The organism is Streptomyces sp. NPDC001606, from assembly GCF_053596835.1.
On the sequence record NZ_JBSFHC010000005.1, the window covers coordinates 288619 to 313655 of the forward strand.

General features: G+C 71.9%; 23 protein-coding genes and 1 tRNA gene. 12 read left to right on the forward strand and 12 right to left on the reverse strand.

Annotated elements, in window-relative coordinates; genetic code table 11:
* Positions 1-21: 21 nt before the first annotated feature.
* Positions 22-795 carry a phytanoyl-CoA dioxygenase family protein gene (locus ACWCV9_RS12925; RefSeq protein WP_450786116.1) on the reverse strand — a complete coding sequence of 258 codons (774 nt, stop codon included), beginning with the start codon at positions 793-795 and terminating at the stop codon, positions 22-24.
* Between the two features lie 123 nt (positions 796-918).
* Here ACWCV9_RS12925 and ACWCV9_RS12930 point away from each other — a divergent pair, with 123 nt between their 5' ends.
* From ACWCV9_RS12930 to ACWCV9_RS12940, 3 genes are all read left to right on the forward strand, one after another.
* A complete protein-coding gene (locus ACWCV9_RS12930; protein WP_450786118.1) occupies positions 919-1824 on the forward strand; it encodes a class I SAM-dependent methyltransferase in 906 nt (301 codons plus the stop codon).
* A gap of 94 nt (positions 1825-1918) precedes the next feature.
* A complete protein-coding gene (locus ACWCV9_RS12935; protein WP_450786120.1) occupies positions 1919-2620 on the forward strand; it encodes an SDR family oxidoreductase in 702 nt (233 codons plus the stop codon).
* A gap of 115 nt (positions 2621-2735) precedes the next feature.
* Positions 2736-3347 carry a hypothetical protein gene (locus ACWCV9_RS12940; protein WP_450786121.1) on the forward strand — a complete coding sequence of 204 codons (612 nt, stop codon included), beginning with the start codon at positions 2736-2738 and terminating at the stop codon, positions 3345-3347.
* A gap of 75 nt (positions 3348-3422) precedes the next feature.
* Here the strand turns inward: ACWCV9_RS12940 and ACWCV9_RS12945 are convergent, their stop codons facing one another.
* From ACWCV9_RS12945 to ACWCV9_RS12955, 3 genes are all read right to left on the reverse strand, one after another.
* Positions 3423-4259 carry an aldo/keto reductase gene (locus ACWCV9_RS12945; RefSeq protein ID WP_450786123.1) on the reverse strand — a complete coding sequence of 279 codons (837 nt, stop codon included), beginning with the start codon at positions 4257-4259 and terminating at the stop codon, positions 3423-3425.
* An 83-nt stretch (positions 4260-4342) separates the two neighbouring features.
* Positions 4343-6169: an AMP-dependent synthetase/ligase gene (locus ACWCV9_RS12950; RefSeq protein WP_450786125.1), complete on the reverse strand. Its 1827-nt coding sequence runs from the start codon at positions 6167-6169 to the stop codon at positions 4343-4345.
* A gap of 312 nt (positions 6170-6481) precedes the next feature.
* Positions 6482-7975, reverse strand: coding sequence for an MFS transporter (locus ACWCV9_RS12955; RefSeq protein ID WP_385842873.1), 1494 nt, complete (start codon positions 7973-7975; stop codon positions 6482-6484).
* Positions 7976-8100: 125 nt separating this feature from the next.
* Between ACWCV9_RS12955 and ACWCV9_RS12960 the strand changes: the two genes are divergently transcribed.
* Positions 8101-9075, forward strand: coding sequence for an Lrp/AsnC family transcriptional regulator (locus tag ACWCV9_RS12960; protein WP_450786255.1), 975 nt, complete (start codon positions 8101-8103; stop codon positions 9073-9075).
* Positions 9076-9152: 77 nt separating this feature from the next.
* Here ACWCV9_RS12960 and ACWCV9_RS12965 read toward each other — a convergent pair whose 3' ends face one another.
* Positions 9153-10022, reverse strand: coding sequence for a LysR substrate-binding domain-containing protein (locus ACWCV9_RS12965; RefSeq protein ID WP_385842872.1), 870 nt, complete (start codon positions 10020-10022; stop codon positions 9153-9155).
* A gap of 145 nt (positions 10023-10167) precedes the next feature.
* On the opposite strand from ACWCV9_RS12965, the gene ACWCV9_RS12970 reads away from it, so the two are divergent.
* Positions 10168-11214, forward strand: a complete 1047-nt coding sequence (locus ACWCV9_RS12970; protein ID WP_450786128.1) for a bile acid:sodium symporter family protein — start codon at positions 10168-10170, stop codon at positions 11212-11214.
* Positions 11215-11306: 92 nt separating this feature from the next.
* Here ACWCV9_RS12970 and ACWCV9_RS12975 read toward each other — a convergent pair whose 3' ends face one another.
* Positions 11307-12224, reverse strand: coding sequence for a quinone oxidoreductase family protein (locus ACWCV9_RS12975; RefSeq protein WP_450786130.1), 918 nt, complete (start codon positions 12222-12224; stop codon positions 11307-11309).
* A gap of 106 nt (positions 12225-12330) precedes the next feature.
* On the opposite strand from ACWCV9_RS12975, the gene ACWCV9_RS12980 reads away from it, so the two are divergent.
* Positions 12331-12768 carry a MarR family winged helix-turn-helix transcriptional regulator gene (locus ACWCV9_RS12980; protein WP_450786132.1) on the forward strand — a complete coding sequence of 146 codons (438 nt, stop codon included), beginning with the start codon at positions 12331-12333 and terminating at the stop codon, positions 12766-12768.
* Positions 12769-12909: 141 nt separating this feature from the next.
* On the opposite strand, the gene ACWCV9_RS12985 is transcribed toward ACWCV9_RS12980, so the two are convergent.
* Positions 12910-13629, reverse strand: coding sequence for an SDR family oxidoreductase (locus ACWCV9_RS12985; protein WP_450786134.1), 720 nt, complete (start codon positions 13627-13629; stop codon positions 12910-12912).
* A gap of 153 nt (positions 13630-13782) precedes the next feature.
* Between ACWCV9_RS12985 and ACWCV9_RS12990 the strand changes: the two genes are divergently transcribed.
* Positions 13783-14619, forward strand: a complete 837-nt coding sequence (locus ACWCV9_RS12990) for a LysR family transcriptional regulator (RefSeq protein WP_450786135.1) — start codon at positions 13783-13785, stop codon at positions 14617-14619.
* Between the two features lie 9 nt (positions 14620-14628).
* On the opposite strand, the gene fdhD is transcribed toward ACWCV9_RS12990, so the two are convergent.
* Positions 14629-15477 (reverse strand): formate dehydrogenase accessory sulfurtransferase FdhD, encoded by an 849-nt coding sequence (gene fdhD, locus ACWCV9_RS12995; RefSeq protein WP_450786137.1) that lies wholly within the window; start codon positions 15475-15477, stop codon positions 14629-14631.
* Between the two features lie 230 nt (positions 15478-15707).
* On the opposite strand from fdhD, the gene ACWCV9_RS13000 reads away from it, so the two are divergent.
* Both ACWCV9_RS13000 and ACWCV9_RS13005 read left to right on the forward strand, forming a co-directional pair.
* Positions 15708-16655, forward strand: a complete 948-nt coding sequence (locus ACWCV9_RS13000) for a beta-ketoacyl-ACP synthase III (protein WP_450786139.1) — start codon at positions 15708-15710, stop codon at positions 16653-16655.
* Positions 16656-16778: 123 nt separating this feature from the next.
* Positions 16779-16863 (forward strand) — tRNA-Leu (locus tag ACWCV9_RS13005).
* Positions 16864-16929: 66 nt separating this feature from the next.
* Here ACWCV9_RS13005 and ACWCV9_RS13010 read toward each other — a convergent pair.
* On the reverse strand, positions 16930-17535 hold the full coding sequence (locus ACWCV9_RS13010) for a CGNR zinc finger domain-containing protein (protein WP_450786141.1): 606 nt from the start codon (positions 17533-17535) through the stop codon (positions 16930-16932).
* 120 nt (positions 17536-17655) lie between these two features.
* Between ACWCV9_RS13010 and ACWCV9_RS13015 the strand changes: the two genes are divergently transcribed.
* On the forward strand, positions 17656-18882 hold the full coding sequence (locus tag ACWCV9_RS13015; RefSeq protein ID WP_450786143.1) for an MFS transporter: 1227 nt from the start codon (positions 17656-17658) through the stop codon (positions 18880-18882).
* Positions 18883-18960: 78 nt separating this feature from the next.
* Here ACWCV9_RS13015 and ACWCV9_RS13020 read toward each other — a convergent pair whose 3' ends face one another.
* The 3 genes from ACWCV9_RS13020 to ACWCV9_RS13030 all read right to left on the reverse strand — a co-directional run bounded on the left by ACWCV9_RS13020 (position 18961) and on the right by ACWCV9_RS13030 (position 21435).
* Complete coding sequence (locus ACWCV9_RS13020; protein ID WP_450786257.1) at positions 18961-19731, reverse strand: IclR family transcriptional regulator; 771 nt, start codon at positions 19729-19731, stop codon at positions 18961-18963.
* A gap of 427 nt (positions 19732-20158) precedes the next feature.
* Positions 20159-20881: a 4'-phosphopantetheinyl transferase family protein gene (locus ACWCV9_RS13025; protein WP_450786145.1), complete on the reverse strand. Its 723-nt coding sequence runs from the start codon at positions 20879-20881 to the stop codon at positions 20159-20161.
* 14 nt (positions 20882-20895) lie between these two features.
* Positions 20896-21435 (reverse strand): FABP family protein, encoded by a 540-nt coding sequence (locus ACWCV9_RS13030; RefSeq protein WP_450786147.1) that lies wholly within the window; start codon positions 21433-21435, stop codon positions 20896-20898.
* 240 nt (positions 21436-21675) lie between these two features.
* On the opposite strand from ACWCV9_RS13030, the gene ACWCV9_RS13035 reads away from it, so the two are divergent.
* Positions 21676-23091 carry an NAD(P)/FAD-dependent oxidoreductase gene (locus ACWCV9_RS13035; RefSeq protein WP_450786148.1) on the forward strand — a complete coding sequence of 472 codons (1416 nt, stop codon included), beginning with the start codon at positions 21676-21678 and terminating at the stop codon, positions 23089-23091.
* A gap of 137 nt (positions 23092-23228) precedes the next feature.
* Positions 23229-25022, forward strand: a complete 1794-nt coding sequence (locus ACWCV9_RS13040) for an acyltransferase domain-containing protein (protein ID WP_450786150.1) — start codon at positions 23229-23231, stop codon at positions 25020-25022.
* The last annotated feature ends 15 nt before the right edge of the window (positions 25023-25037 follow it).

A 25037-nucleotide genomic window follows, 5' to 3' on the forward strand; every position in this document is an offset into this window, starting at 1 on the left:
GAGCCGGCGGATCCGCCGGGGTCAGGCCTCGTCGAGGCCCAGACCCCGGCGGATCGTGCGCTCCACCGGCGAGTAGCCGCCGTCCGGCCGGTGCAGCTCGTACGGCACCGCCGGGGACAGCGGCGGCTGCGCCATGAAACGCGGCCGGGTGCCGTGGTGCAGCTGGGCCGCGTGCACCAGGAACGGATGGCACAGGTAGACATCACCGGGGCGGCCGGTGGCGTACGCGAGCGGCCGGTGCTCGGTGGCCGCCTCCACCCGCGGGGCGATCTCCAGCACCGACACACCGGCCTCGCCGTACGGCTCCAGCAGCGGCGGTACGTCCAGATGCGAGCCGACCCGGATCCGGGTCGGCGCGTCCTCCTCGGTCACCTCGCTGAACAGGAACAGCATCAGCAGCGCGCGGTCCCGCGAACGCACATTGGTGAAGGGCCAGGTCTCACCCTCCACGGCGTAACTGCCCTCGATGTGCCAGCCCGCGTCGCCCGGGTCGGCGGGGTGCGGGAAGCGCAGCGGGAAGGTGCCGAGGGAATAGCGCGGCTCCCAGCGGCCCGCACCGACCAGCTGGTCGAACGCCTCGTGCAGGACGGGGGTGTTGACCGCCGCCGCGAACGGGCCCTGCGCCATCCCTCCCACCCGCACCACAGGTTCTTTCCAGGTGCCGGGGTCCTGCGGGTCGTACCCCGTCTCCCGCCACAGCAGCCGTGCGCAGTCCTCGGCGACGCGAGGCGGGAACGCCGCCTCGATCTTGACGAATCCGTCGGCGAGGAAGCGTTTCACCAGTTCATGATCCATAGTGTCATCCTCGTCGGATCCGTTGCCGTGCCGCATCTGTTTTTTGCGGTACCGGCAAGACGGCTGGCCCCCGGCCGGTGCGCCGTCGCACGCTGGCCGCCTCCGGACGAGAGGCTGACCACCATGGCGCACGACCACCCCACCCACGAGCACCGGCACGGGCACGGCCACGGCCACGACACCACCGACATCGACTGGAACGAGCTGGGCCCCCTGCTGGAGTCCCAGGCGGAGCTGTTCACCCCCCTCTACGAGCGGGCCCTGGCCTGGCTCGCGCGAGAGGTGACCGAGCCGGGGCTGATCGTGGACGCGGGCAGCGGCCCCGGCGTCGTCTCCTGCCTCTTCGCCGAGACGTTCCCCGGCGCCCGGGTCGTCGCCGTCGACGGCACCCCGCCGCTGCTGGAACGCGCCCGCGCCCGGGCCGAGAAGCAGGGCGTCGCCGACCGCTTCGACACCCTCGCCGGGGAACTGCCCGAGGTACTGGACGGGCTGGACTATCCGGCGGACCTGCTGTGGGCCAGCCGCAGTCTGCACCACCTCGGCGACCAGCGGGCCGCGCTCGCCGCGTTCGCCCGGCGGCTGGCCCCCGGCGGCACCCTGGCGCTCCTCGAAGGGGGCCTGCCCATGCGCTTCCTGCCCCGGGACATCGGCATCGGCCGGCCCGGACTCCAGGCCCGGCTGGACGCCCTGGAGGCGGAGTGGTTCACGCGGATGCGGGCGGACCTGCCCGGCTCGGTCCCGGAGACCGAGGACTGGCCGGCCCTGCTGACCGCCGCCGGCCTCGGACACACCCGCACCCGCAGCTTCCTGCTCGACCTGCCCGCCCCGGTGAGCGACCGCGCCCGCGCGTATGTCGCCGCGTCCCTGTCCCGGCTGCGCGAGGGTGTCGGCGACGGGCTGGACGCCGAGGACCTGGCCACCCTGGACCGGCTGCTGGACCCGTCCGACCCGGCGAGCGTGCACCAGAGGCAGGACGTGTTCGTCCTGGCGGCCCACACGGTGCACACCGCGGTGCGGCCGGTGGCGTGAACAACCCCCGCTGGACGGGGTTGACTTGGAGTGCGCTCGCAGTGATGGACTGCCCGGCGTTCACCACAGGACGCACAGGAACGCAGGGGGCCTCATGAACGACGCACCGGTCGCACTCATCACCGGCGGCGGCAGCGGGATCGGCGCCGCCGTGGCCCGGCAGCTGCTGGACGCCGGGCACCGGGTCACCGTCACCGGACGGTCGGCGCAGCGGCTGCGGGACTTCGCCGACGGGCTCGGCCGCCCCGCCGCGCTGCGGACGGTCGCCGGTGACGCCGCGTCGTACGACGACATACGGTCCGCGGTCGAGCACACCCTCGAAGCGTTCGGCCGGCTGGACACCGTCGTCGCCAACGCCGGCATCGCCACGCACGACTCCGTCGCGGACGGTGACCCGGCCGGCTGGCCCGAGATGGTCCTCACCAACGTCCTCGGGCCGGCCCTGCTGGTCCGCGCCTCCGTCGACGCGCTGAAGGAGTCCCGCGGCCGGATCGTCCTGGTCGGCAGCGTCGCCGGGTTCGTGCCCACGCCCGGGAACATCTACGGCGCCACCAAGTGGGCGGTGACCGGGCTCGCCGAGAACACCCGGCGCCAGGTCACGGAGTTCGGGATCGGCGTGACCCTGGTCGCTCCCGGCCGGGTGGAGACCCCGTTCTGGGACGGCTACGGCAGTCTGCCGCCGGGTCTGCTGCTGACCGCCGACCAGATCGCCGACTCGATCGTCTGGGCCATCCGGCAGCCGGCCGGGGTCGACGTCAACACCGTCGTCGTACGGCCGCTGGGGCAGCCCAACTGAGGCACGGCCGTCCGGCGGCTGCGGTCAGCAAGGATTCCTCACCGTTGGTGTGCGCGGTGGCAGCCGTCTCCTCCCGGGAGAACACTGGTCGTGTCGGACAGGGAGGCGATTTGCGATGTTCGTACGCACCATCTACGCGACCGGCGATCCGGCGAAGCTCGACACCGCCGTCCGGGCACTGAACACCTCCGGGCGGGAGCTGCTCGAGGAACGGCCCGGCTATCGCGGATCCGGTGTGTTCGTGGACCGCGAGATCGGCAAGCTGCTGGTGTCGAGCTGGTGGGACACCGAGGCGGAACGCCACACCAGCGACGAGGTCATGAGCGAGCGCCGGGCGATGCTGCTGGAGCCGTTCGCGAGCACCTACGCGGTGGAGAACTACGAGGCGGTCGTGGTCCACTCGGTCCAGCCGCCGCGCGTGGGCGGCGGACTCCGGCACACCCGGCTCGTGTTCGACCCGATGGACGCCGACCTGTTCGGCGACACCTTCCGCGCCACCGTGGTGCCGCGGCTGGACGCCCTGCCCGGACTGGCCCGGGTGTCCCTGCTCATCGACCGGGACCGGGGCACGGGAAACGTCGGCGCCCTCTTCGTCGACCGGGCGTCGCTGGTGGCCTCCCGGGCCGGTCAGGCGGCGGCCCGGCACGAGGCCTCGGCCAAGGCCCATGTCACCGTCGTCGGACTGGAGGAGTTCGAGGTCGTGCACGCCGACGCCCACCTCGACTGACCGGGCGCACGGCAGACACCCCTACCGGGTCCCCGCCGCGCCGGTGCTCCGGCGCGGCGGGACCGGGTGCGGGGCTCAGGCCAGGTCGAACGTGGCCGGGTCGGGCCCGATCCGCCGGTCCTCGTTGAGCGCGCTGATCGCGCCGAGGTCCTCCGCGTCCAGGCTGAAGTCGAACACCTCGATGTTCTCCTTGATCCGCGACGGCGTCACGGACTTGGGGATCACGATGTTCCCCAGCTGGAGGTGCCAGCGCAGCACCACCTGCGCCGGCGTACGGCCGTGCTTCTGCGCGATCGCGACGATCGCCGGTACCTCCAGCAGCCCCTTGCCCTGGCCGAGCGGCGACCAGGCCTCGGTGGCGATGCCCTGCTCCGCGTGGAACTCCCGGGCGGCGTGCTGCTGAAGATGCGGGTGCAGCTCGATCTGGTTGACCGCCGGGATCACGGAGGTCTCGGAGATCAGCCGCTCCAGGTGCTCGGGCAGGAAGTTGGAGACACCGATCGCCTTGACCCGGCCGTCGGTGTACAGCTTCTCCAGCGCCTTGTAGGTGTCGACGTAGGTGTCGCGCGCCGGCAGCGGCCAGTGGATCAGATACAGGTCGACGTAGTCGAGCCCGAGCTTCGCCAGCGACACGTCGAAGGCGCGCAGCGTGGCGTCGTACCCCTGGTCGCTGTTCCAGAGCTTGGTGGTGACGAAGATGTCGTCGCGGGGCAGGCCGGAGGCGGCGATGGCCTTGCCGGTGCCCTCCTCGTTGCCGTAGATCGCCGCTGTGTCGATGCTGCGGTACCCGGCCTCCAGCGCCGTGGCGACGGCCCGCTCGGCCTCGTCGTCGGGCACCTGCCAGACGCCGTAGCCCAGCTGGGGCATCTCGATGCCGTTGTTGAGGATGATCGGGGGGACCTTGCTGCTCACGAGCCTCTTGATCCTTCGGTTGTCGACAGGTGGTACTTCCATGGTCAACGATCAGGCGCCGCGATGCATTCCAGACCCGCGCATCAGGTCCGGTAAAGTGCCTCGACCTCGCGCTCGTACGCCTTCTCGATGGCCTTCCGCTTCAGCTTCAACGACGGTGTCAGCAGGCCGTGTTCCTCGGTGAACGGCTGAGCCAGTATGCGGAAGGTGCGGATCGACTCGGCCTGCGAGACGAGTGTGTTGGCGGCGACCACCGCCCGCCGCACCTCCGTCTCCAGATCCGGGTCGCGCACCAGCTCCGCCGGGGTCAGCCGCGGCTTGTTGCGCATCGTCAGCCAGTGCTCGACGGCCTCCTGGTCCAGGGTGACCAGGGCGGCGATGTACGGGCGGTCGTTGCCGACCACGATGCACTGGTTGACCAGCGGATGGTCCCGGACCCGCTCCTCCAGCACCCCCGGGGAGACACTCTTGCCGCCGGAGGTCACCAGGATCTCCTTCTTGCGGCCGGTGATGGTCAGATAGCCGTCCTGGTCCAGCGTCCCCAGGTCGCCGGTGGCCAGCCAGCCGTCGTGCAGGGTCTCGTCGGTGGCCTTCTGGTTGTTCAGATAGCCCTGGAAGACGTTGCCGCCGCGCAGCCAGATCTCCCCGTCGTCGGCGATGTGCACGGTCACCCCGGGGATGGCCTGCCCGACCGTGCCGTAGCGGGTGCGCTCGGGCGGGTTCGCGGTCGCCGCGGCCGTCGACTCGGTGAGCCCGTAGCCCTCGTAGATCTGCACGCCCGCGCCCGCGAAGAACAGCCCCAGCCGGCGGTCCATCCCCGAGCCGCCGGACATCGCGTTCCGGATCCGGCCGCCCATCGCCGCGCGGACCTTCGCGTACACCAGCTTGTCGAACAGCTGGTGCTGCATGCGCAGGCCCGCCGACGGGCCCGGCCCGGTGCCCCAGGCCTTCGCCTCCACCGCCTCCGCGTACTTCACCGCGATCTCGACGGCCTTCTCGAACGGCCCCGCCTTGCCGTCCTTCTCCGCCTTGCGGCGGGCCGCGTTGAACACCTTCTCGAAGATGTACGGCACCGCGAGGATGAACGTCGGCCGGAAGGCGGCCAGATCGGGCAGCAGGGCGGCCGCGTGCAGCTGCGGCTGGTGGCCGAAGCGGACCCCGCCGCGGATCGCGGCGACCTGCACCATCCGCCCGAAGACATGCGCCAGCGGCAGGAACAGCAGGGTCGACGCCTCGTCGCCCTTCTTGGAGTGGAACACCGGCTCCCAGCGCTGGATGACGGTGTCCGCCTCGAACATGAAGTTGCCGTGCGAGATGACACAGCCCTTGGGCCGGCCCGTGGTGCCCGAGGTGTAGATGATCGTGGCCACCGACTCCGGGGTGACCGCCTGCCGGTGCCGGTGCACCATCTCGTCGTCCAGATGTGCCCCGGCGTCGTACAGCTCCTGCACACAGCCCGCGTCCAGCTGCCACAGCCGCCGCAGGTTCGGCAGCCGGTCGATGACGGTGGCGATGGTCATCGCGTGGTCCTCGTGCTCCACGACCGCCGCCGTCACCTCGGCGTCGTACAGCATCCAGAAGCACTGCTCGGCCGAGGAGGTCGGATAGACGGGCACCACCTGCGCGCCGATCGCCCACAGCGCGAAGTCGAACAGGGTCCACTCGTAGCGGGTACGGGACATGATCGCGACCCGGTCGCCGAACCGGATGCCGTTGGCCAGCAGCCCCTTGGCCAGGGCGAGGACCTCGTCGCGGAACTCGGCGGCGGTCACGTCCCGCCACTGCCCGGAGGCGTCCTTACGGCCGAGGGCGATGTGCAGGGGATCGGTCCGGGCATGCTCGAAGACGACGTCGGCCAGACCGCCCACCGGCGGTGGCGATGCCAACGGCGGGTTCGTGAACTCGCGCAAACCTGGCTCCCCGGTCCTCGCTGTTTGGTCACGCCGTGATGCGGCACAGCGCCGTGAAAGCTACCCCACCGGTTCACCGTTCGGGAGGGGGTGGGAAGCCGGGCAAACCTCACGTTTTTCCCGCTCGGGACGCGGAAAATGCCCGCACATGGGGAAGGGCCGGACACAAAACTGACGGTACCGTAAGTTTCGGTACCGTAATCTCCACCGAATCTGTACGCGCCGATTACCGGTGACGGCGCACCGGTCGGCGCACGCGTGCGCGCGGGGCGGCCGGGAGCCTTCCCCGGACCGCCCCGCACCAGGCACGGCTCAGCGCCGTACCGCCATCGCCTGCTCCCGCGCCGGCGGCTGCCCCGCGGGCGCGCCCGCCCCCGGCCCGGCCGTCCGCACCAGCCACAGCACCAGCCCGCCCGCCACCAGGCCGACGACGCCGGCGGTCACCAGCGCGGTGTCCAGGCCCGAGGCGAACGCGGCGCGCAGCGTGTGCTCGGGGACGCTGCCGCGCAGCCCCGCCGCCCCGCCGCCGGCCAGGGCGTGCGCGGCGTCGTGCCCCAGCGTGCCGGTCATCCGCGAGGTCAGGAGGGTGCCGAAGACGGCGACGCCGAGCGCGTACCCGAGCTGGCGGACCGTGTTCACCGCGCCGCCCGCCATCCCGGCCCGCTCGGCCGGCACCGCCGCCAGTGCCGCCCCGGCGACCGTCGGGCTGACACAGCCGGTGCCGATGCCGACCAGCACGAACCCCGGTACCAGCGCGGTCCAGGAGGCGCCCGCGTCCAGCACGGCCTGGCACAGGTTCCCGGTGCCGATCAGCAGCAGCCCGCCGCCGATGGTGAGCCGGGCGGGTACGCCGTGCAGCAGCCGGCCCACCAGCACGGCGACGATCATCGCCGCGACCGTCATCGGCAGCAGGGTGAGCCCGCCGCGCACCGGGGACATCCCCAGCAGCGTCTGCATCCAGATCGACAGGTACGGCGTCACCCCGAACGCCACCCCGTTGAAGGCGAACGCGCCCAGCAGCACGCCCGCGAACGCCGGCCGCCGCAGCAGCGCCAGGTCCAGCAGCGGATCCGCCGCCCGCCGCTCCACCAGCACGAACACCACCAGCGCGAGCGCCGCGCAGCCGAAGGCCAGCAGCGCCGCCGGGGCCGTCCAGCCGTCCTCACCGGCCCGTACCACCGCGTAGGTCAGACCGCCCCCGAAACCGGCGAAGGACACCATGCCCGCCCAGTCCACCCTCATACCGCGCGGCCCCCGGGACTCCGGCACCGCCCGCAGCGTCAGCCAGACCTCGACCACGCTCACCGGCAGGTTCACGAAGAAGATCCACCGCCAGCCGGGGCCCTCCGTGATCAGACCGCCCAGCACCGGGCCGATCGCCGCGGCGCCACCGCTCACCGCGCCCCACACACCGAGCGCCGCCGATCGCTGCCTGCCCTGGTAGACCGAGCCCAGCAGCGGCAGGGTGGTCGCGAACATCGCCGCGGCGCCCACCCCCTGCAAGGCCCGGGCCGCCACCAGCAGCTCCGGCCCGGAGGCCAGCCCGCACAGCAGCGAGGCCACCGCGAACAGCACGACACCCGCCACATGCACCCGGCGGCGCCCCAGCAGATCGGCGGCCGCGCCCGCGCCGAGCAGCAGCGCGGCCAGCGCCAGCGCGTACCCGTCCACCACCCACTGGAGATCGCCGAGCGAGGCGTGCAGCGAGCCGGCCATGTCCGGCAGCGCCACCACCACGATCGTCACGTCCAGCAACAACATGAACGTGCCCAGGCACACGGCCGTGAGCGTCCCCCATCTCCGCATGTCCCCACTCCCTGCCGACTCCTGGGCCGATCGCCCATTGCTCCGTACGATGGCCCCACAGCGGCTGATCGGACGGCTCGACCAGGCGGAACCGACGGAACCCGACAGGAGAACCCGTGCCGAGAATGGAATCCGACACCTTCGACCAGCTCGACGTCCAGCTGCTGTCCGCGCTGGAGATCGACGCACGCGCCCCCTTCAGCCGGATCGCCGCCGTACTCGGCGTGTCCGACCAGACCGTCGCGCGCCGCTACCGGCGCCTCGCCGCCGAGGCCGGTCTGCGGGTCGTGGCCATGCGGGACGCCTACCGGCTCGGCCAGGACCAGTGGATGCTGCGGATCCGCTGCGCCCCGGACAGCGCCGCGGCCATCGCCGAGGCCCTGGCCCGGCGCCCCGACACCTACTGGATCGGCCTGGCCTCGGGCGGCACCGAGGTGCTGTGCCTGACCCGCCCGCGCACCCCCGGCGACCACGACGAGCTGCTGCTCGGCAGGCTGCCCCGCACCCCCAGCGTGGTCGAGATCCGCGCCCATCAGCTGCTGCACCGGTTCTACGGCGGTGGTGCGGAGGGCTGGATCCGCAAGCTGAACGCGCTCACCGACGAGCAGATCGCCGCGCTGCGCCCCGCCGTCGACCCCGACCCCGGGCCGCCCCGGATCGAACCCGAGGACGAACCCCTGCTGGCCGTGCTGGAGCGCGACGGCCGGGCCGGCTACCCCGAGCTCCAGCGCGCCACGGGCCGCTCGGAGTCCTCGGTCAGACGCCGGCTGGCCACGCTCCGCGCCTCCGGAGCGGTGTACATCGACGTCGAGTACCAGACCGAGACCCTCGGCTATCCCGTCGTCGCAGCGCTCTGGATCACCGCCGCCCCCGCCGCGCTGCACTCCGTCGGCCAGGCCCTGGCCACCCACGCGGAGACCGCCTGGGTCTCGGCCACGGCCGGCCCGTCCAACCTGGTCGTCACCGCGCTGACCCGCAGCACGGCGGGCCTGTACGCCTACCTCAGCGGCCCCCTCGGCCGACTGGAGGGAGTCCAGCACGTGGAGACGACACCGTTCCTGCGCCGGGTCAAACAGCTGACGTACCCGATACCCCGCTGAGTCCGGGCCGGCGTTGCAGTGCGGCGCCCCTCAGCGGTGCGTCGCGTCCGGGCCTTGCCTTATGCCCCCCGGCGCCCTCAGCTGCTTCGGCGGCGCAGGCGTTCGCCGCCTGCCAGGATTGCTGCCGCGAGGGCGTTCGCGGGGCTGTCCGCAGGGCCCCGGTGGCGGCCGTGGACCAGGACGAAGTCGACCTTGCCCAGCTCCGGCAGCCCGGCCCGGTCCGGCAGCCGGAACAGGCCCGGGGGGATCAGCCGCCGGGCGTGGGCCATCACCCCGAGCCCGGCCCGGGCCGCGGCGATCAGCCCGTTGAGACTGCCGCTGGTGCAGACGATCCGCCACTCCCGGCCCTCGCCCTCCAGCGTCTCCAGCGCCCGGGCCCGGGTGATGCCCGGCGGCGGATAGACGATCAGCGGCACCGGCCGGTCCGGGTCCAGCCGCAGCCGCTCGGCGCCGATCCACACCAGGTCGTCCCGCCAGACCAGCGCGCCGCGCGGGTCCTCGGGGCGCCGCTTGGCCAGCACCAGGTCCAGCTTCCCGGCGGCCAGTCGCTCGTACAGGGTGCCGGACAGCTCGACCGTCAGCTCGAGGTCGACCTCCGGATGGTCGTAGCGGAAGCTTTCCAGGATCTCCGGCAGCCGGGTGAGCACGAAGTCCTCCGAGGCGCCGAACCGCAGCCGGCCCCGCACCCGGGTGCCGGAGAAGAACGCCGTCGCCTGCTCGTGCACCTCCAGGAGCCGGCGTGCGAAGCCGAGCATCGCCTCGCCGTCCTCGGTCAGCTCCACCGAATGGGTGTCCCGCGAGAACAGCTGCCGGCCGGCCGCGTCCTCCAGCCGCCGCACATGCTGGCTGACCGTGGACTGCCGCACCCCGAGCCGCCGCGCGGCCTGGGTGAAGCTCAGCGTCTGGGCGACCGCGAGGAAGGTGCGCAGCTGGGTGGGGTCGTACACCGGCCCAGCCTAGCGCGGTCATCGCGATACGTGATGACAGTCAGAGTGGTATGCAGGTTTCCCGATCGGTCGACGGAAGGAGACGATGAGAAGAGGCCCTGGTGGGCCCGGAGACGGAACATCACACCTGAGAGAACGGAGCACCGTGAAACGCCTGCGCTGGCCGAGTCGGCTGCCGATCGACCCGTACATCGTGCTGCTTCTCGGGACCGTGGGGCTGGCCGCGCTGCTGCCCGCCCAGGGCACCGCCGCCGATGTGGCCTCCGGCGCTTCCACGGCCGCCATCGCCTTCCTCTTCTTCCTCTACGGCGCCCGGCTGTCCACCCGGGAGGCGCTCGACGGACTGCGTCACTGGCGGCTCCACCTCACCGTGCTGGCCTGCACCTTCCTCGTCTTCCCGGCGCTCGGGCTGGCGGCGCGCGCCCTGGTGCCCGTGCTGCTGACCCAGCCGCTCTACCAGGGCCTGCTCTTCCTGACGCTGGTCCCGTCCACGATCCAGTCGTCCATCGCCTTCACCTCCATCGCCCGGGGAAACGTGCCCGCGGCGATCTGCGCGGGCTCCTTCTCCTCCCTCGTCGGCATCGTCCTCACCCCGCTGCTGGCCGCCGGACTGCTCGGCAACAGCGGCGGCGGGTTCTCCGCCGACTCGCTGCTCAAGATCGTGCTGCAACTGCTGGTGCCGTTCCTGGCCGGGCAGCTGCTGCGCCGCTGGATCGGCGGCTTCGTCACCCGGCACAAGAAGGTCCTCGGACTGGTCGACCGCGGTTCGATCCTGCTGGTCGTCTACACCGCCTTCAGCGAGGGCATGACCCGCGGCATCTGGCACCGGATCAGCCCCGGCCGGCTCGGCGCGCTGCTCGCCGTCGAGGCCGTCCTGCTGGCCATCATGCTCGTGCTGACCTGGTACGGCGGCAAGGCGCTCGGCTTCGGCCGGGCGGACCGGATCGCCATCCAGTTCGCCGGCTCGAAGAAGTCCCTCGCCTCCGGGCTGCCCATGGCGAGCGTGCTGTTCGGCGCCCATGCCTCCCTGGCGGTGCTGCCGCTGATGCTCTTCCACCAGATGCAGCTGATGGTGTGCGCGGTGATCGCCAAGCGGCGGGCCCGCGACCCGGAGGAGGAGCCCCGGCAGGCCCCGGCGGGCTCAGTCGCCCACCCGGCCCAGGGGCAGCCGCACAACGGCGTCCTGCGCTGAGCCCGGCACCTGCGGGTCGGTCGGCTCGTCGTCGGTGAGCGCCCACAAGGACCGTGCGGGCGCCGGTTCGCGGGAGCCGGCGCACCCGGCTCTCACGGGCGCAGTACGACCTTGCCGAGGTTGGCCCGTGCCTCGATCACCGCGTGCGCCTTCGCCGCGTCCTCCAGCGCGAACTCGGCGTGTACGACGGGCTTCAGGGCGCCCTCGGTGAACATCCGCCACAGCTCCCGGCGCCACTGCTCGTACAGCTCCGGCCGGCCGCGGGCGATGAGCGCCATCTGGAAGCCGATCACCGACTTGGCGCCCACCAGCAGGTCGTACGCCCGGATCGTGCCGCCGCCCGAGCTGTAGGCGACCAGCCGGCCGTGCGGGGCGAGGGCGGCGAGGGCGGGGGTGAGCAGCTCGCCGCCGACCGCGTCCAGGACGCAGTCCACGGGCTCCCCCCAGGTGTCGTCGCCGTACCGTACGCAGTCGTCCGCGCCCAGCGCGCGCACGAAGTCCGTCTTCGCCGGATCGGACACCGCGCCCACCACCCGGCCCGCGCCCTTCGCCCGCGCCAGCTGTACCGCGAGATGCCCGACCCCGCTGGCCGCCGCCGTGACCAGCACCGACTCGCCGGGGGCAGGGCGTGCCGACTCCAGCGCGCCGTACGCGACCAGCCCGCTGCGCACCAGCGCCACCGCGTCGACGGCGCCGGCCCCGTCGGGGACCGGGGAGGCCATGGCCTCGTGCAGGACGGCGAAGTCGGCGTAGCCGTGCCCGAAGCACAGCCCGGTCACCCGGTCGCCCACGCTGAACCGGGTCACCCCCGCGCCCACCGCGACCACCTCGCCGGCCAGTTCGCCGCCCAGCGGGATGGGCTCGGCGGACTCGGTGACCTTGCGGACCACGGGCAGGGTGACCCCGATCGCCGCGCAGCGCACCAGCAGCTCACCGGGGCCGGGCTGGGGGACCGGGACCTCCTCCGTGAAGAGCGGGCCGCCGGTGGACTCGTACCGGACACGGCGCATGGCCGACACCTCGCATTCGTTGGGAACACCCACGGCATTCGTTGGGAGCCCCAACGATAGCGGGGGTTCATGGGGAAGTCCAACGATTCTTCGATAGGCTTCCGGCATGGCCGAAGCACCCCTGCCCGCGATCCGCTCCCTGCCCAGCTGGCTGCTGGGCAGGGCCGCCGCCCGCGGCCGCGCCCTGGTCGCCGACGCCCTCGCCGCCGAGGGCATGAAGATGTGGCACCACGTGACGCTCTCCGCCGTCCGCGACCTCGGCCCGGTCGCCCAGGCCGACCTCGGCCGCGGCATCGGACTCGACCCCAAGGACCTGGTCGGCATCCTCAACGACCTCCAGTCCGCCGGCCTCGTGCTGCGCGCCCCCGACCCGCGCGACCGGCGCAAGAACGCGGTCTCCCTCACCGACGAGGGCGCCCTCCTCCTCGACCGCTGCGAGCAGGCGGCCCGCGCGGCCAACGACGCCCTCCTCGCCCCGCTGTCGGCGGCCGAACGCGAGCAGTTCATGGGCCTGTTGAGCCGCATTTCCGGTACGGACGGCTGACGGCGGCTAACGTTCCACCGCCGCCGAACACGACGCGTCGGTGCGGCTCGACTTCCCCCGCCTCGGCACGGTCACCACCGCGGACCGACTGCGCCTGGCGCGCGCCTGACGCGGGGTGGGTGCGGCGGCCGGGGCTTGCTGTCAGACCAGGGTTCCGCCGCCGTCCGCGACCACCACCGAGCCGGTGCTGTAGGCGCCCCGCATCAGGTACAGGTACGCCTCCGCCACGTCCGTCGGCTCGCCGACCCGGCCCACCGGCAGGGACTCGGCGGAAGCGCGGTACAGCCCCTCGCGCTGCTCCTCCGGCAGCTCCCGCCACAGCTCGGTGCGCACCATGCCGGGGGCCACCGCGTTCACCCGCACCGGCGCCAACTCCAGCGCCAGAGCCCGGGTCAGCGACTCCACCGCCCCGCACAGCGCCGCCAGCACCGACGTGCCCGGGGCCGGGCGGCGTCCCGCCGTGCCGGTCGTGAGCACCACCGAACCGCCCGGGCGCACCGACCCGGCGCCGTGCTTGGCCAGCGCGTACGCACCCCACAGCCGCGTGTCGAGGAACCGCCGGGCCTGCCCGAGGTCCGTCTCCGCCGCACCGCCCAGCAGCAGCGGCTCACCCGCCGTACAGACCAGGTGGTCGAACGCGCCGATCCGGGCGAAGAACGCGGGGATCGCGTCCTCGTCCGTCACATCCAGCACGTGTCCCTCGGTGCCCTCCGGCAGCTGCTTCAGCGCCGCGTCCACACTCTCCTGCCGGCGCGAGGCGACGACCACCTCGGCGCCCTCCCGTCCCGCGCCCTCGGCGACCGCCAGCCCGATGCCCGACGTACCGCCGATGACGACCACACGCTGTCCCCGCAACCCCATGACCGGTTCTCCTGCCCGTCGTTGGTTCTCGCCGCCGGTTCCCGGCTGCCGCTCCAGCCTGCGGCCAGGGGCGTCCAGTCGTCCAAGACCTCTTCCGGCCACGGCGATACCCTGAGGGCATCACCGCCGGTACGACCCCACGGGGAAGCAGCCATGGACCTGGACCTGCGCAAGCTGCGCTACTTCACCGCCGTGGCGGAACTGCTGCACTTCGGGCGGGCCGCCGAGCGGCTGCACATCGCCCAGCCGGTGCTCAGCCGTCAGATCCGCGCCTTCGAGAAGGAGTTGGGCGCCGAGCTGTTCGTCCGCGACAGCCACGGCGTGACCCTGACCGACGCGGGAGCCCAACTCCTCGCAGAAGCACGGAACTTGCTCGTCGCCGCCGAGGGGGCGCAGCGCCGGGTGCGGCGCGCCGCGAGCGGGCGCCGGCTCGTCATCGGCTTCCGCGCCGGCATCGTCGTCACCCCCGCCCTGCGCGCCTTCCGGACCGCCCACCCGGACGTCGACACCCGGGCCCGCCGCCTGGAATGGGACGACCAGGAACCGTCCGTCCTCGACGGCACCGTCGACATCGCCTACGTGCGCGCCCCGCTCCGCGAGGACGGCCTCGAACTGCGACCCCTCTACACCGAGCCGCGCGTGGTGATGCTGCCGGCCGCCCACCGGTTCGCCGGAAAGCCGGAACTCACCCTCGCCGACCTCGCCGACGAGACCTGGCTCAGCTACCGCACGCCGGGGCCGGACGACCTGCCGCTGCGGACCGTCGAGGAGAAGTTCGAGTGCATCGCGACGGGCACCGCCATCACCCTCGTCCCCCGCTCGGTCGCCGAGCAGTACTCCCGCCCGGACGTCGCCTACGTCCCCGTCCTCGACGCCGAGCCCGACCGGATCCTGCTCGCCTGGGCGGCCGGCCGCCCCTCACCCCTGGTCACCGCGTTCGCCGAGGCCGCGGCCGCGGCGACGGCCGGACCGGACGGGACGCGGGGCTGAGGCAGGCCCTCACTCGGAGGCGGCGTGCTCCTCCAGGGCGATACGGTCCTCGCCCGCGTACACGTTCATCGAACCGCCCCGCAGAAAGCCCACCAGCGTCAGCCCGGTCTCCGCCGCCAGATCCACCGCCAGCGACGACGGCGCCGACACCGCCGCCAGCAGCGGGATCCCCGCCATCACCGCCTTCTGCGCCAGCTCGAAGGAGGCCCGGCCGGAGACCAGGAGCAGCGTCCGGGACAGCGGCAGACCGCCGTTCTGCACCGCCCGGCCGACCAGCTTGTCGACGGCGTTGTGCCGGCCCACGTCCTCCCGGATGTCCACCAGCTCCCCGTCCTCGGTGAACAGGGCCGCCGCGTGCAGACCGCCGGTCCGGTCGAAGACCCGCTGCGCCGCCCGCAACCGGTCCGGAAGGCCCGCCAGCAGCTCCGGGGTGACCCGGACCGGGGGAGTGTCGGCGATCGGCCAGCGCGCGGTGGTCCGTACGGCGTCCAGGCTCGCCTTGCCGCACAGCCCGCAGGAGGAGGTGGTGTAGACGTTGCGCTCCAGCGTGACCTCGGGCAGCACCACGTCCGGCGCGGTCCGGACGTCGACCACGTTGTAGGTGTTCGCCCCGTCCGCGGTCGCCCCCGCGCAGTAGACGATGTTCTGGAGGTCGTCCGCGGTCGCCAGCACGCCCTCGCTCACCAGGAACCCCGCGGCCAGCGCGAAGTCGTCACCCGGCGTCCGCATGGTGATCGCGAGCGGCTTGCCGTTCAGCCGGATCTCCAGCGGCTCCTCGGCGACGAGCGTGTCCGCGCGGGCGGAGACCGCCCCGTCCCGGATGCGGAGGACCCTGCGGCGTTCCGTGACCCGTCCCATGTTCCGATCAGCCCCGGTTCTCTGTGTGCTGGCAGCAGCACACATTGTCCTGCACCCGCGAGGCCGGGCGCAGCCCGCCCCGGGTGCCCCGGTGCACGGATGTCCGAGTGTCTGACGGGAGCCGACAATCCCGGCGCCCGATTCCTGTGGCTTCACCTGCCGTCGTACCGGTGAGTCACTGAACAGACTGGTGGATCCCGCTACCCACGGCCACGAGGGGGATTCCCGTCATGAACGGCTCGCGCATCGCCGCCATCGGTCACTACCAGCCCGCCAAGGTGCTCACCAACGAGGACCTGGCCGGCATGGTCGACACGAGCGACGAGTGGATCCGCAGCCGGGTGGGCATCCTCACCCGGCACATCGCCGGCCCCGACGAGCCGGTGGACGAGCTGGCCGCCCATGCCGCCGCCAAGGCGCTCGCCGCGGCCGGCCTCACCCCCGCCGACATCGACCTGGTCCTCGTCGCCACCTCCACGGCGATCGACCGCTCGCCGAACACCGCCGCCCGGGTCGCCGCCCGGCTCGGCATCCCGCAGCCCGCCGCGATGGACGTCAACGTCGTGTGCGCCGGCTTCACCCATGCGCTGGCCACCGCCGACCACACCGTCCGGGCGGGCGCCGCCACCCGGGCCCTGGTCATCGGCGCCGACAAGATGTCCGAGGTCACCGACTGGACCGACCGCACCACCTGTGTGCTGGTCGGCGACGGGGCCGGCGCCGCCGTCGTCGAGGCCTGCCCGCCGGGGGAGCGGCCCGGCATCGGACCGGTGCTGTGGGGGTCGGTGCCGGAGATGGGGCACGCGGTGCGCATCGAGGGAACGCCGCCGCGGTTCGCCCAGGAGGGCCAGAGCGTCTACCGCTGGGCGACGACCCAGCTGCCCGCCATCGCCCGCCGCGCCTGCGAGCGGTCCGGCGTGGCCCCCGAGGATCTCGCCGGGGTCGTCCTGCACCAGGCCAACCTGCGGATCATCGAACCCCTCGCGCAGAAGCTGGGTGCGGTCAACGCCGTCGTCGCCCGCGATGTCACCGAGTCCGGCAACACCTCCGCCGCGAGCATCCCGCTCGCCTTCTCCAAGCTCCTCGAACAGGGAGCGCTCTCCAGCGGCGACCCGGTGCTGCTCTTCGGCTTCGGCGGGAACCTGTCGTACGCCGGCCAGGTCGTCCGGTGCCCCTGAGCGGACGGCCACCCGCCCTCACGCCCGGTGCACGCGGATACGCAGGTGAAACGCACTCCGAAACCTTGGTATTGTTGTCCATGTCGCCGCGGGGAACAGCCCCCGCAAGGCGGCAGACACCTAGTCCGGGTGGCGGAATGGCAGACGCGCTAGCTTGAGGTGCTAGTGCCCTTTATCGGGCGTGGGGGTTCAAGTCCCCCCTCGGACACGTACCGTAGTGATACGGAAGCGAGGGCCCCGACCTGATGGTCGGGGCCCTCGCCGTTTTCTGCGGTCAGGACGACCGCTTGTGCCGTCCCGAGCGGTCGAGATAGTGGCGCGCGGCGCGGACACGGTTGCCGCAGCGGTCCGAGCACCAGCGGCGGGCGCCGTGGGTGCGGATGAAGAGGCGGGTGCAGCCGGGCGCCCCGCACATGGCCAGACGTCGGCTCGACGGGCCGGTGAGCAGATCCACGCCGTCCTCGGCGATGGCGGTGATGGCCGTGCCGAGGGGGTCGTCGGCCGGATGGCGCGTCGCCACCACGGCCCCCGATTCCTCCCAGCGCACCTCGCGCACGGCCGGGGCCGCCGCGAGCGCGCTGTTCAGCGTGGACAGGGCGGCCGTATCGGGGTGAGCGCCCTTGACGTGCGCGTCGAACAGTTCCCTCAGGGAGTGGCGCAGTTCGCGCAGCCGCCCCGTGTCGCGCTCGCTGAGGGCACCCCGGGGGAGGGGCATGTCGCGCTCGGCCAGCCAGGCGAGCGCTGCGGGGCCGTCCTGGAGCCCGTCGTACGGGCCGTTCGGGCGGTTGAACTCCGTGTTGACCAGGGCCAGGGCGTGATGGTGTTCCTCGCCCGGCACCTGCGCCGGCGGCGTCGCTGTGGCGGTTTCGGCAGCGTCCATGTCGTAACGGTAACACTTGAGGTTTCCCGTGAGGATGGAGTAAGGTCCGATGATGTCTAACGGAGAATTCGAAGCTTTACCATTAGGTGCCTCGGCTTCGCGTCCACAGGGGAATCTCTTATGGCAAAGTCAGACAAAGGCCTCATCTTGCGGTTCATCACGCTGGCCATCGGCATGTTCGCCATCGGCACGGACAGCTTCGTGGTCGCGGGCATCCTGCCCAGCGTGGCCAAGGACCTGGACGTCGGCGTGCCCACGAGCGCGGAGCTGATCACGGCGTATGCGCTGTCCTACGCGATCCTCTCGCCCGTCGTGGCGGCCGTCGCCGCCCGAGTGCCCCGCAGGCTCCTGCTGATCAGCGGCCTGCTGGTGTTCATCGCGGGCAACATCGGCACCGGGCTCGCGCCCACGTTCGAGGTGGCCATGGGCTTCCGGGTGGTGGCCGCGCTCGGCGGTGCCATGTTCACTCCCACCGCGGCCGGAGTCGTCGTCGCGCTCGCCGGGCCGGAGCGGCGGGGCACGGCCCTGTCCATCCTGTTCGGCGGCCTGAGTGCCGCGACTGCCCTCGGATCCCCCATCGGCACCGCGATCAGCGGATTCACCGACTGGCGCGGCACCATGGTGTTCGTCGCCGCGGTCGGCGTGCTGGCCGCGATCGCCATCTCCGTGGCGCTGCCCTCCGTACCGAGCCCGCCGGCGGCCACGCTCAAGCAGCGGCTGTCGCCGCTCACCGATCCGCGGATCGCTCTGACGCTGCTGCTGGTCCTGGTCGGTTACAGCGGCCTGTTCATCCTGTACACCTACGTCAGTCAGATCTTCGCGCCCGCCACGGACGGCAGCGGCAGGAGGCTGGCCTGGTTGCTGTTCGCCTGGGGTGTCGCGGCGGTGGTCGGAAACATGACGTCCGGACGGCTGACCGACAAGTTCGGCAACCGCGTCGTGATCAACACGGCCGGTGTCATCGCGATCGCCGTCTTCGCCACGACCCCGTGGACCAGCCGTCATCTGGTGACCGCCTTCATCGCCGTGATGCTGTGGGGTGCCTGTGGCTGGGCGATGCTCGTCCCGATCCAGCACCGGCTCGCCGGGGTGAACCCGGCGGTCGCCCAGATGTCCATCTCGCTGAGTTCCTCCGCGAACTACGTCGGGGTCTCCCTCGCCCCGGTGATCGGCGGATTCCTGCTCGATCACGTGGTGGACATGCGCTACCTGGGTGTGCCGTCCGCGGCGATCGTCGTCGTCGGCCTGCTCATCGGGGAGGCGGGCCATCTGCTGATCAGGCGGGGGCTGCGCCGGGCGCAGGAGGACACCCCGGCCGGGGAGCCTGCTGTCACCGCACCACGTTGAGCGCGTGAACAGCAGCGGGGCCCGCGCGGACCGGTCGGCGGTCCGCGCGGGCCCTGTGCCGGCCGGGACGGAGGAGTACTAGGCGATCCGGCTGTGCGGTTCGAAGCCTCCGATCAGCCGGCTCACCTCGGCACTGGTGGACTTGACCGCCAGCACGAACCGGTCCCGGACGGCGGCCGGCAGGGGCGCCGGCTTCAGTACGACGACGGAGCCCAGCACGGTGCCGTCCCACAGCACGGGTGCGGCGACCGAGTCCCGGCCGTGGACGCACTCCTGGAACCCGAACGCGTACCCTCTGGCCCGGATCTCGGCGAGGGAGGCGAGCAGCTTGTTCCGGTCCCGGTACACCCCGGGACCCACGACGGGGGGCAGTTCCTCCGCCAGGACCCGCTGGAGCAGGTGGTCGGAGAGATGGGCGAGGATCGCCCGGCCCGAGGCGCCGATCCGCAGGGAGCGGCTGATGCTCATGAGGTCCCGGAGGGAAAGGCCCAGTTCCGACAGGTCGGAGGAGCCGACCGCCATGTCGATGCAGTGCCGCTGCGGGTGGCCCAGGTTGGTCAGGCCGTACAGGAACACCGTGCCACCGTCGGTGGCGAGACGCAGTTGTTCCAGGCAGTTGCCCAGTGCGGTGCGGTCGAGCCGAGGGGTCAGCGCCTGGGTGCCCAGTCGCGCGGCCGCCGGGCCGAGGCGGTAGCGGCCACGGGAAACCTGTGCGAACGCGCCCTGCTGAATGCCGGAACGAAGAATCCGGTAGACGGTGGAGTCGTCCAGCGCGGAGGCGCGGGCCAGTTCCGCGAGTCCGTGCACCTCGCCACCGAGCTGGGTAAAAGCCTGTTGTACGCGAAACACTCGCTCGGTGTAGCTCGTTCCGCCCGGGGGCGATGTGCCCTGTGATGAAGTGTGATTCTGCTGTCGGCCTGAGGAAATACTGCTGGATGTGGCTTCAGAGTGTTGAGCGGTGCCCTGATGCATGGGGTGACCTCTCGATCCGGAAAGGGAGAAACGCAGCCGTCAGGCGAAGGAGTCACCGGGGTGACTTCAGTGAGAGGCAGTTGCGCAGGTCGTCCCACCGGCACCGAGATGTCGGAAATGTGATGAATATAGCGCTTTGAAGCGCATAGCTAGCGGCACGCAATGCATGTCACAGCCCCCCGTGTCAATCCTTGTGTAGGGCGGACTTTACCTCGTAGGTGCCCCGGGAGCGTGTGACTGAAGTCTCTCTCCAACGCTTTCGACTCAATTTTTCCGTTACATTTGCCGAGCCGGCCGGGGCGAATCAGGCCATCGGGACGAGCGGACCCGTGAGGTCGGTGCGGGCCTCGCGCACCACGACGGTCTGCTCCGCACCGGCGGGGCGGGCCACCGCCGCCAGGAGGGCGGGGAGCGGCCTGAGGTTGCGCACATGCCAGTCACTCGGGCCTTCGCCCGTACCGTGCAGCACGCGCGCCACCTCCTCCCGAGGGCTCACCTCCAGCAGGGTCAGGTCGCCCGTGACTCCCGTACCCACTGCCTTCAGGACGGCCTCTTTCCGGGTCCAGCAGCGCAAATAAGCCATTGATCGACGGTCACCCGGCGGCTCGTCGGAAACGTAGGAGCGTTCGTCCGCGCACAGGGTGGCCGGGGCGAGCGTGGCGACGGGCATGGGGCGCACCCGCTCGATGTCGAGCCCCACCGGATGCTCTTCGGACAGCAGCAGGGCCGAGTAGCCGTCGCTGTGCGAGAGGCTGATGTGCACGGTGCCCTTCCGGAGTTCCGCCACGGGCCGGCCGTGCCCCGTGTCGCCGCAGGCCGGACAGGCCGCACGGGTCAGTCGCACCTCGTGGACGGGCACCCCCGCGGTGCTGCTCACGAGCCGCTTGGTCATGGCGCGCGCCCAGACGAACCGGGCGGAGTGCGCGGCGAAGCGGAAGGCTCCTGCCCTGGCGCGCTCCGCCGCGTCGAGCAGCTCGGGGAAACCGTCGGGCACCGGCGAGTCGTACCGCCACCAGCGCAGTTCCATGAATCCGGCGCCCATCAGGCGGGGCGGCGCCGCAGGCGGGTGGACAGATGCCGCTGGAGGGGCTCGCCCACCGCCTCGAGTTCCTGTACGACGGTCAGCTCGTCCCCGTCGAGCCTGAGGCTGCGCCGGGACCCGGTGACCTCCTTCGCCAGCGGGGTGACGGCCATGTCCCGCGAGGCCATCTCGATCTCGCCGCCGGAGATGCGGCCGACGTACGTGGTCACGATCCCCGTGGGGTGCGCGACCACCGCCTCCAGGTAGCCGTCCGGCATGACCCGCCACCAGCCGGTCTCGCGGCCCGACGGGCGTACCGGCCGGCCCTCGGCATCGGTCAGCCAGGCGCGCGCTTCGTAGCGCAGGAAGGGCCTGCCGTCATGGCTGAAGGTGATCTCCTGCGCGTACGGCAGCTCCTCGGCCATGGTGCCGTATCCGACGGTGCCGGTTCCCAGCCACCGGCCCAGAAGGGCGACGGCGGGCGCCAGCCAGGGGTGCGGTTCGGGCCCGATGCCTGCGACGTGGCTGTCGGGGAAAGGGGCCTGTGCCGAATCAAGCACGCTGCTCACTCCTGTAGGTGTATGCGCCCGGACTGGGTGCAGCGTAGCGGGCTCGGGCCGAATTCCTCGATATCTTCGCGCTTTTCTCGGTGTATGAGAAACCGCGGCTTCTTCGGGTTTCAATCACTGTTTCTCGGCCTGCGAGAAACGCGGGCGCCTTTCTCGCTCACTGGAAATATTGCAGGAAGTTGACCGGTCAGGAAAAGATTGACGGATCCTCGGGCGGTCTTGTTACGCTGCATGGGCCGGGTCTCGCCCGGATATCTTTTTTGGCGGACGGGGGCCTTTGTGTATGACGCCATTGTTGTAGGTGCGCGAATATCCGGTGCATCCACAGCTCTGTTGCTGGCTCGGCTCGGGCACCGGGTGCTGATGGTCGACCGTGCGCGCTTTCCCAGCCCTACGTCGTCGTCCACGAATCTCATCCACCCGCCGGGCGTCCAGCGGCTGAAGCAGTGGGGTGTGCTGGACCGGCTGGGCGACCACGCCATTCCGCACCTCACCCGCTACAGCCTCCAGAGCGGCCCGGTACGGCTCGAGGCCGCGCTGCCCGCCGTCGAGGACGTCGACTACGCGCTGTCGCCCCCGCGCATCAAGCTGGACGAGGCCCTGGTGCACCGTGCGGTCGACGCCGGTGTCGAGCTGCGCGAGGAGACCTCGGTCCAGGAGCTGCTGCGCGACGAGGACGGCACCGTGATCGGCGTCGCCGGTACCACCAAGGGTGCCGGCCGCTTCCAGGAGAAGGCCGCCGTCGTCATCGGCGCCGACGGCAAGAACTCCAAGGTGGCCCGGCTGGTCGGCGCCGAGCAGTACTGCGCCGAACCGGTGCTGAGCAAGAGCCTGTGGACGTACTGGGAGGGCATGCCGCCGGCGTCCCTCGTCCGTACCTACCGCAAGAACCGCCGGCACCCCTTCACCTGGCCCACCCATGACGGGCTGTCGATCGTCGGAGTGGCCTGGCCCACGGCGGAGTTTCCCGCACCGAACGGTGACGAGGCCACGGACCGGGCAGTCATCGCCGCTCTGGCCGATGCCGACCAGGACCTCGCCGAAGAGGTCCGGGCGGGCCGTCGGGCCGATCGCTGGCTCACCGGTTCCGTCCCCAACTTCCTGCGCACCTCGCACGGTCCGGGCTGGGCCCTGGTGGGCGACGCCTCCGCGACGCGGGATCCGATCACCGCCTCCGGCATCACGCACGCGGTGCTGAGTGCCGAACTCCTCGCGGACGCCGTGCACCAGGGCCTGTCCGGCGGCCGCGGCATGGACCTGGAGCTGGCGTCGTACGCCCGTGCCCGGGACGCGCTCGTCCGGGATCACTACGACTACACCCGCGACTACGCGCGCATCCTCGACCACACGGTGGAGGAGCGCGCGCTCATCGAGGCGATGAGCCGCAGCCCCTGGCATGCGCGCGGCATGATCGGCCTGTTCGCCACGGTCGTGCCACCGACGGAGTTCTACTCCCGTCGTACCTTCCGCGAGCTGTTCGACTTCCTCAACGAAGAGGGCGGACTGCCGCCGAAGATCCGCATGTTGCGCTGGCTGCTGCATGCCGTCCCCGGCCGGCCGGAGAGCACGGCCCGGCTCGCCGACCGGCTCCTCGCGGCGCGCCTCGGCCTGATGGGTGAGCTGCTCCTGCGCAGCCCGGCTGCCTGAGCGCGCCCAGGCCGCGACCTCTCCCTCACCCACCCTGACGACACGCACGCACCGCTCGCAACGCACGCAGCGTCGACGTCGTTGCGCGGCTGCCCGGGGCACAGCCCCGTGACACCTCGTTCTGGAGGAACCTCACCATGACCGGTACGCAGCAGTACACCGGCCCCGTCCTTCTCTTCCCCGGCCAGGGCGGCTTCGACGGTGTCGCGCTCCGCCGCGCGGCCGACGGCTACCCGCAGGTGCGGGCCGTCTTCGAACGGATCGACACCGTGACCCGGGAGGCACACGGCCGGGAGCTGTCCCCGACCCTGTTCCGCGACACCCCGGTGGAGCTCGCCGAGCTGCTCAAGGACGAGCCCTGGGTATCGCAACTCGCCATCTACGGAACGGGTCTGGCGGCCCATCACATCCTGACCGAACACGGCGTACGGCCGTCCGCCCTCATGGGCCACAGCCTCGGTGAGATCACCGCGCTGGTGGCCGCGGGCGGCTACTCCGTCGAGGACGGCGCCCGCATCGTCCTGAGCCGCACGGCCGCCATCGCCGGCCGCGACGGGGGCACCGGCGCGATGGTCGCGCTCGCCGCCTCGCCCGCCCGCAGCCGGCACCTGATCGCACTCGTCGAGAACGAGCGCCTGGCCGTGGCCACCGAGAACCACGCTGCCCAGACCGTGCTGAGCGGCCCCCGCGAGGCCATCGCCCAGGTCAAGGCCATCGCCGAGCACCTCAACATCGGCTGCGCCCCGCTGGACGCCGGATTCGCGTTCCACAACCCCGCACTCGCCTCGGCGGCCCCCGACTTCGCCGCCGCCGTACGGGGCCTGTCCCGCGGCCGGCTGCACACCCCCGTCTACTCGCCGATCCTCCAGCGCTTCTACGACCAGGACGAGAGCCTGGCCGACCGGTTGGCCGACCACTTCACCCTGCCCGTGCGGTTCTCCTCCGCCGTGGCCTTCCTGCACGAGCACGGTGCGCGCACCTTCGTGGAGGCCGGCGGACGCGCGGCCCTCACCTCGCTGGTGCCCAAGAGCCTGGGCACCGCCGACGGTCTCACCGTGCTGGCCACGCTGGCCATGGGCCGCGGCAACACCCTGCGCCTGTCCGACACCCTGGCCGAGCTGCGGCAGGCGGGGCTGGCGACCGGCGACGGCCTGGAGTCCCTGCGGCAGTATCTGGCGCCCGAGCTGTCCGCGGCGGAGTTCTCCACCTTCTGGACCACCACGGGCCACGAGGTCGCCGCACTGGTGAACCGCCGGCTGTCGGACTTCCGCACCGCGCTGGAGGACGGCGCCGGCGCTCAGGACAGCGCTCCCGCGGAGCCGGGTGCGCCTGTGGCGGGTGTTCCGGCGCGGGAGGAGGTGTTCGTGACGGTGCGGGGTCTGTACGCGCAGGCGCTGGAGTATCCGGAGGAGGTGTTCACGCCGGGTGTGCTGCTGGAGGCGGAGCTGGGCGTGGACTCGGTGAAGCAGGTCGAGTTGCTGTCGCGGGCGTCGGAGCACTTCGGGCTGCCGCCGCGGGGCTCGGACTTCCGGCTGGCGGACTACGAGACGCTCGACAAGATCGCCGACCTCATCCACCACGAACTGAACGGCCACCGCGGCGCCGCCGACCAGGACGCGGCTGTCGTGGAGCCGGGTGCGCCGGTGGCGGGTGTTCCGGCGCGGGAGGAGGTGTTCGTGACGGTGCGGGGTCTGTATGCGCAGGCGTTGGAGTATCCGGAGGAGGTGTTCACGCCGGGTGTGCTGCTGGAGGCGGAGTTGGGCGTGGACTCGGTGAAGCAGGTCGAGTTGCTGTCGCGGGCGTCGGAGCACTTCGGGCTGCCGCCGCGGGGCTCGGACTTCCGGCTGGCGGACTACGAGACGCTCGACAAGATCGCCGACCTCATCCACCACGAACTGAGCGGCCACCGGCTCCAGGGCGCTTCGGCATGAGCGGGCGGACCGGAG

What these genes read in the sequence shown, in the direction of transcription:
- ACWCV9_RS12940 (WP_450786121.1), top strand. Translation starts at nt 2,736, where the DNA reads ATGTTCGTACGCACCATCTACGCGACCGGCGATCCGGCGAAGCTCGAC.
- ACWCV9_RS12930 (WP_450786118.1), top strand. Translation starts at nt 919, where the DNA reads ATGGCGCACGACCACCCCACCCACGAGCACCGGCACGGGCACGGCCAC.
- ACWCV9_RS12985 (WP_450786134.1), bottom strand. Translation starts at nt 13,629, where the DNA reads ATGGGGTTGCGGGGACAGCGTGTGGTCGTCATCGGCGGTACGTCGGGC.
- ACWCV9_RS12980 (WP_450786132.1), top strand. Translation starts at nt 12,331, where the DNA reads ATGGCCGAAGCACCCCTGCCCGCGATCCGCTCCCTGCCCAGCTGGCTG.
- ACWCV9_RS12960 (WP_450786255.1), top strand. Translation starts at nt 8,101, where the DNA reads ATGGAATCCGACACCTTCGACCAGCTCGACGTCCAGCTGCTGTCCGCG.
- ACWCV9_RS13040 (WP_450786150.1), top strand. Translation starts at nt 23,229, where the DNA reads ATGACCGGTACGCAGCAGTACACCGGCCCCGTCCTTCTCTTCCCCGGC.
- ACWCV9_RS13010 (WP_450786141.1), bottom strand. Translation starts at nt 17,535, where the DNA reads ATGGACGCTGCCGAAACCGCCACAGCGACGCCGCCGGCGCAGGTGCCG.
- ACWCV9_RS13025 (WP_450786145.1), bottom strand. Translation starts at nt 20,881, where the DNA reads ATGGAACTGCGCTGGTGGCGGTACGACTCGCCGGTGCCCGACGGTTTC.
- ACWCV9_RS12990 (WP_450786135.1), top strand. Translation starts at nt 13,783, where the DNA reads ATGGACCTGGACCTGCGCAAGCTGCGCTACTTCACCGCCGTGGCGGAA.
- ACWCV9_RS13000 (WP_450786139.1), top strand. Translation starts at nt 15,708, where the DNA reads ATGAACGGCTCGCGCATCGCCGCCATCGGTCACTACCAGCCCGCCAAG.
- ACWCV9_RS12925 (WP_450786116.1), bottom strand. Translation starts at nt 795, where the DNA reads ATGGATCATGAACTGGTGAAACGCTTCCTCGCCGACGGATTCGTCAAG.
- ACWCV9_RS13035 (WP_450786148.1), top strand. Translation starts at nt 21,676, where the DNA reads ATGGGCCGGGTCTCGCCCGGATATCTTTTTTGGCGGACGGGGGCCTTT.
- fdhD (WP_450786137.1), bottom strand. Translation starts at nt 15,477, where the DNA reads ATGGGACGGGTCACGGAACGCCGCAGGGTCCTCCGCATCCGGGACGGG.
- ACWCV9_RS12955 (WP_385842873.1), bottom strand. Translation starts at nt 7,975, where the DNA reads ATGCGGAGATGGGGGACGCTCACGGCCGTGTGCCTGGGCACGTTCATG.
- ACWCV9_RS13015 (WP_450786143.1), top strand. Translation starts at nt 17,656, where the DNA reads ATGGCAAAGTCAGACAAAGGCCTCATCTTGCGGTTCATCACGCTGGCC.
- ACWCV9_RS12935 (WP_450786120.1), top strand. Translation starts at nt 1,919, where the DNA reads ATGAACGACGCACCGGTCGCACTCATCACCGGCGGCGGCAGCGGGATC.
- ACWCV9_RS12975 (WP_450786130.1), bottom strand. Translation starts at nt 12,224, where the DNA reads ATGCGCCGTGTCCGGTACGAGTCCACCGGCGGCCCGCTCTTCACGGAG.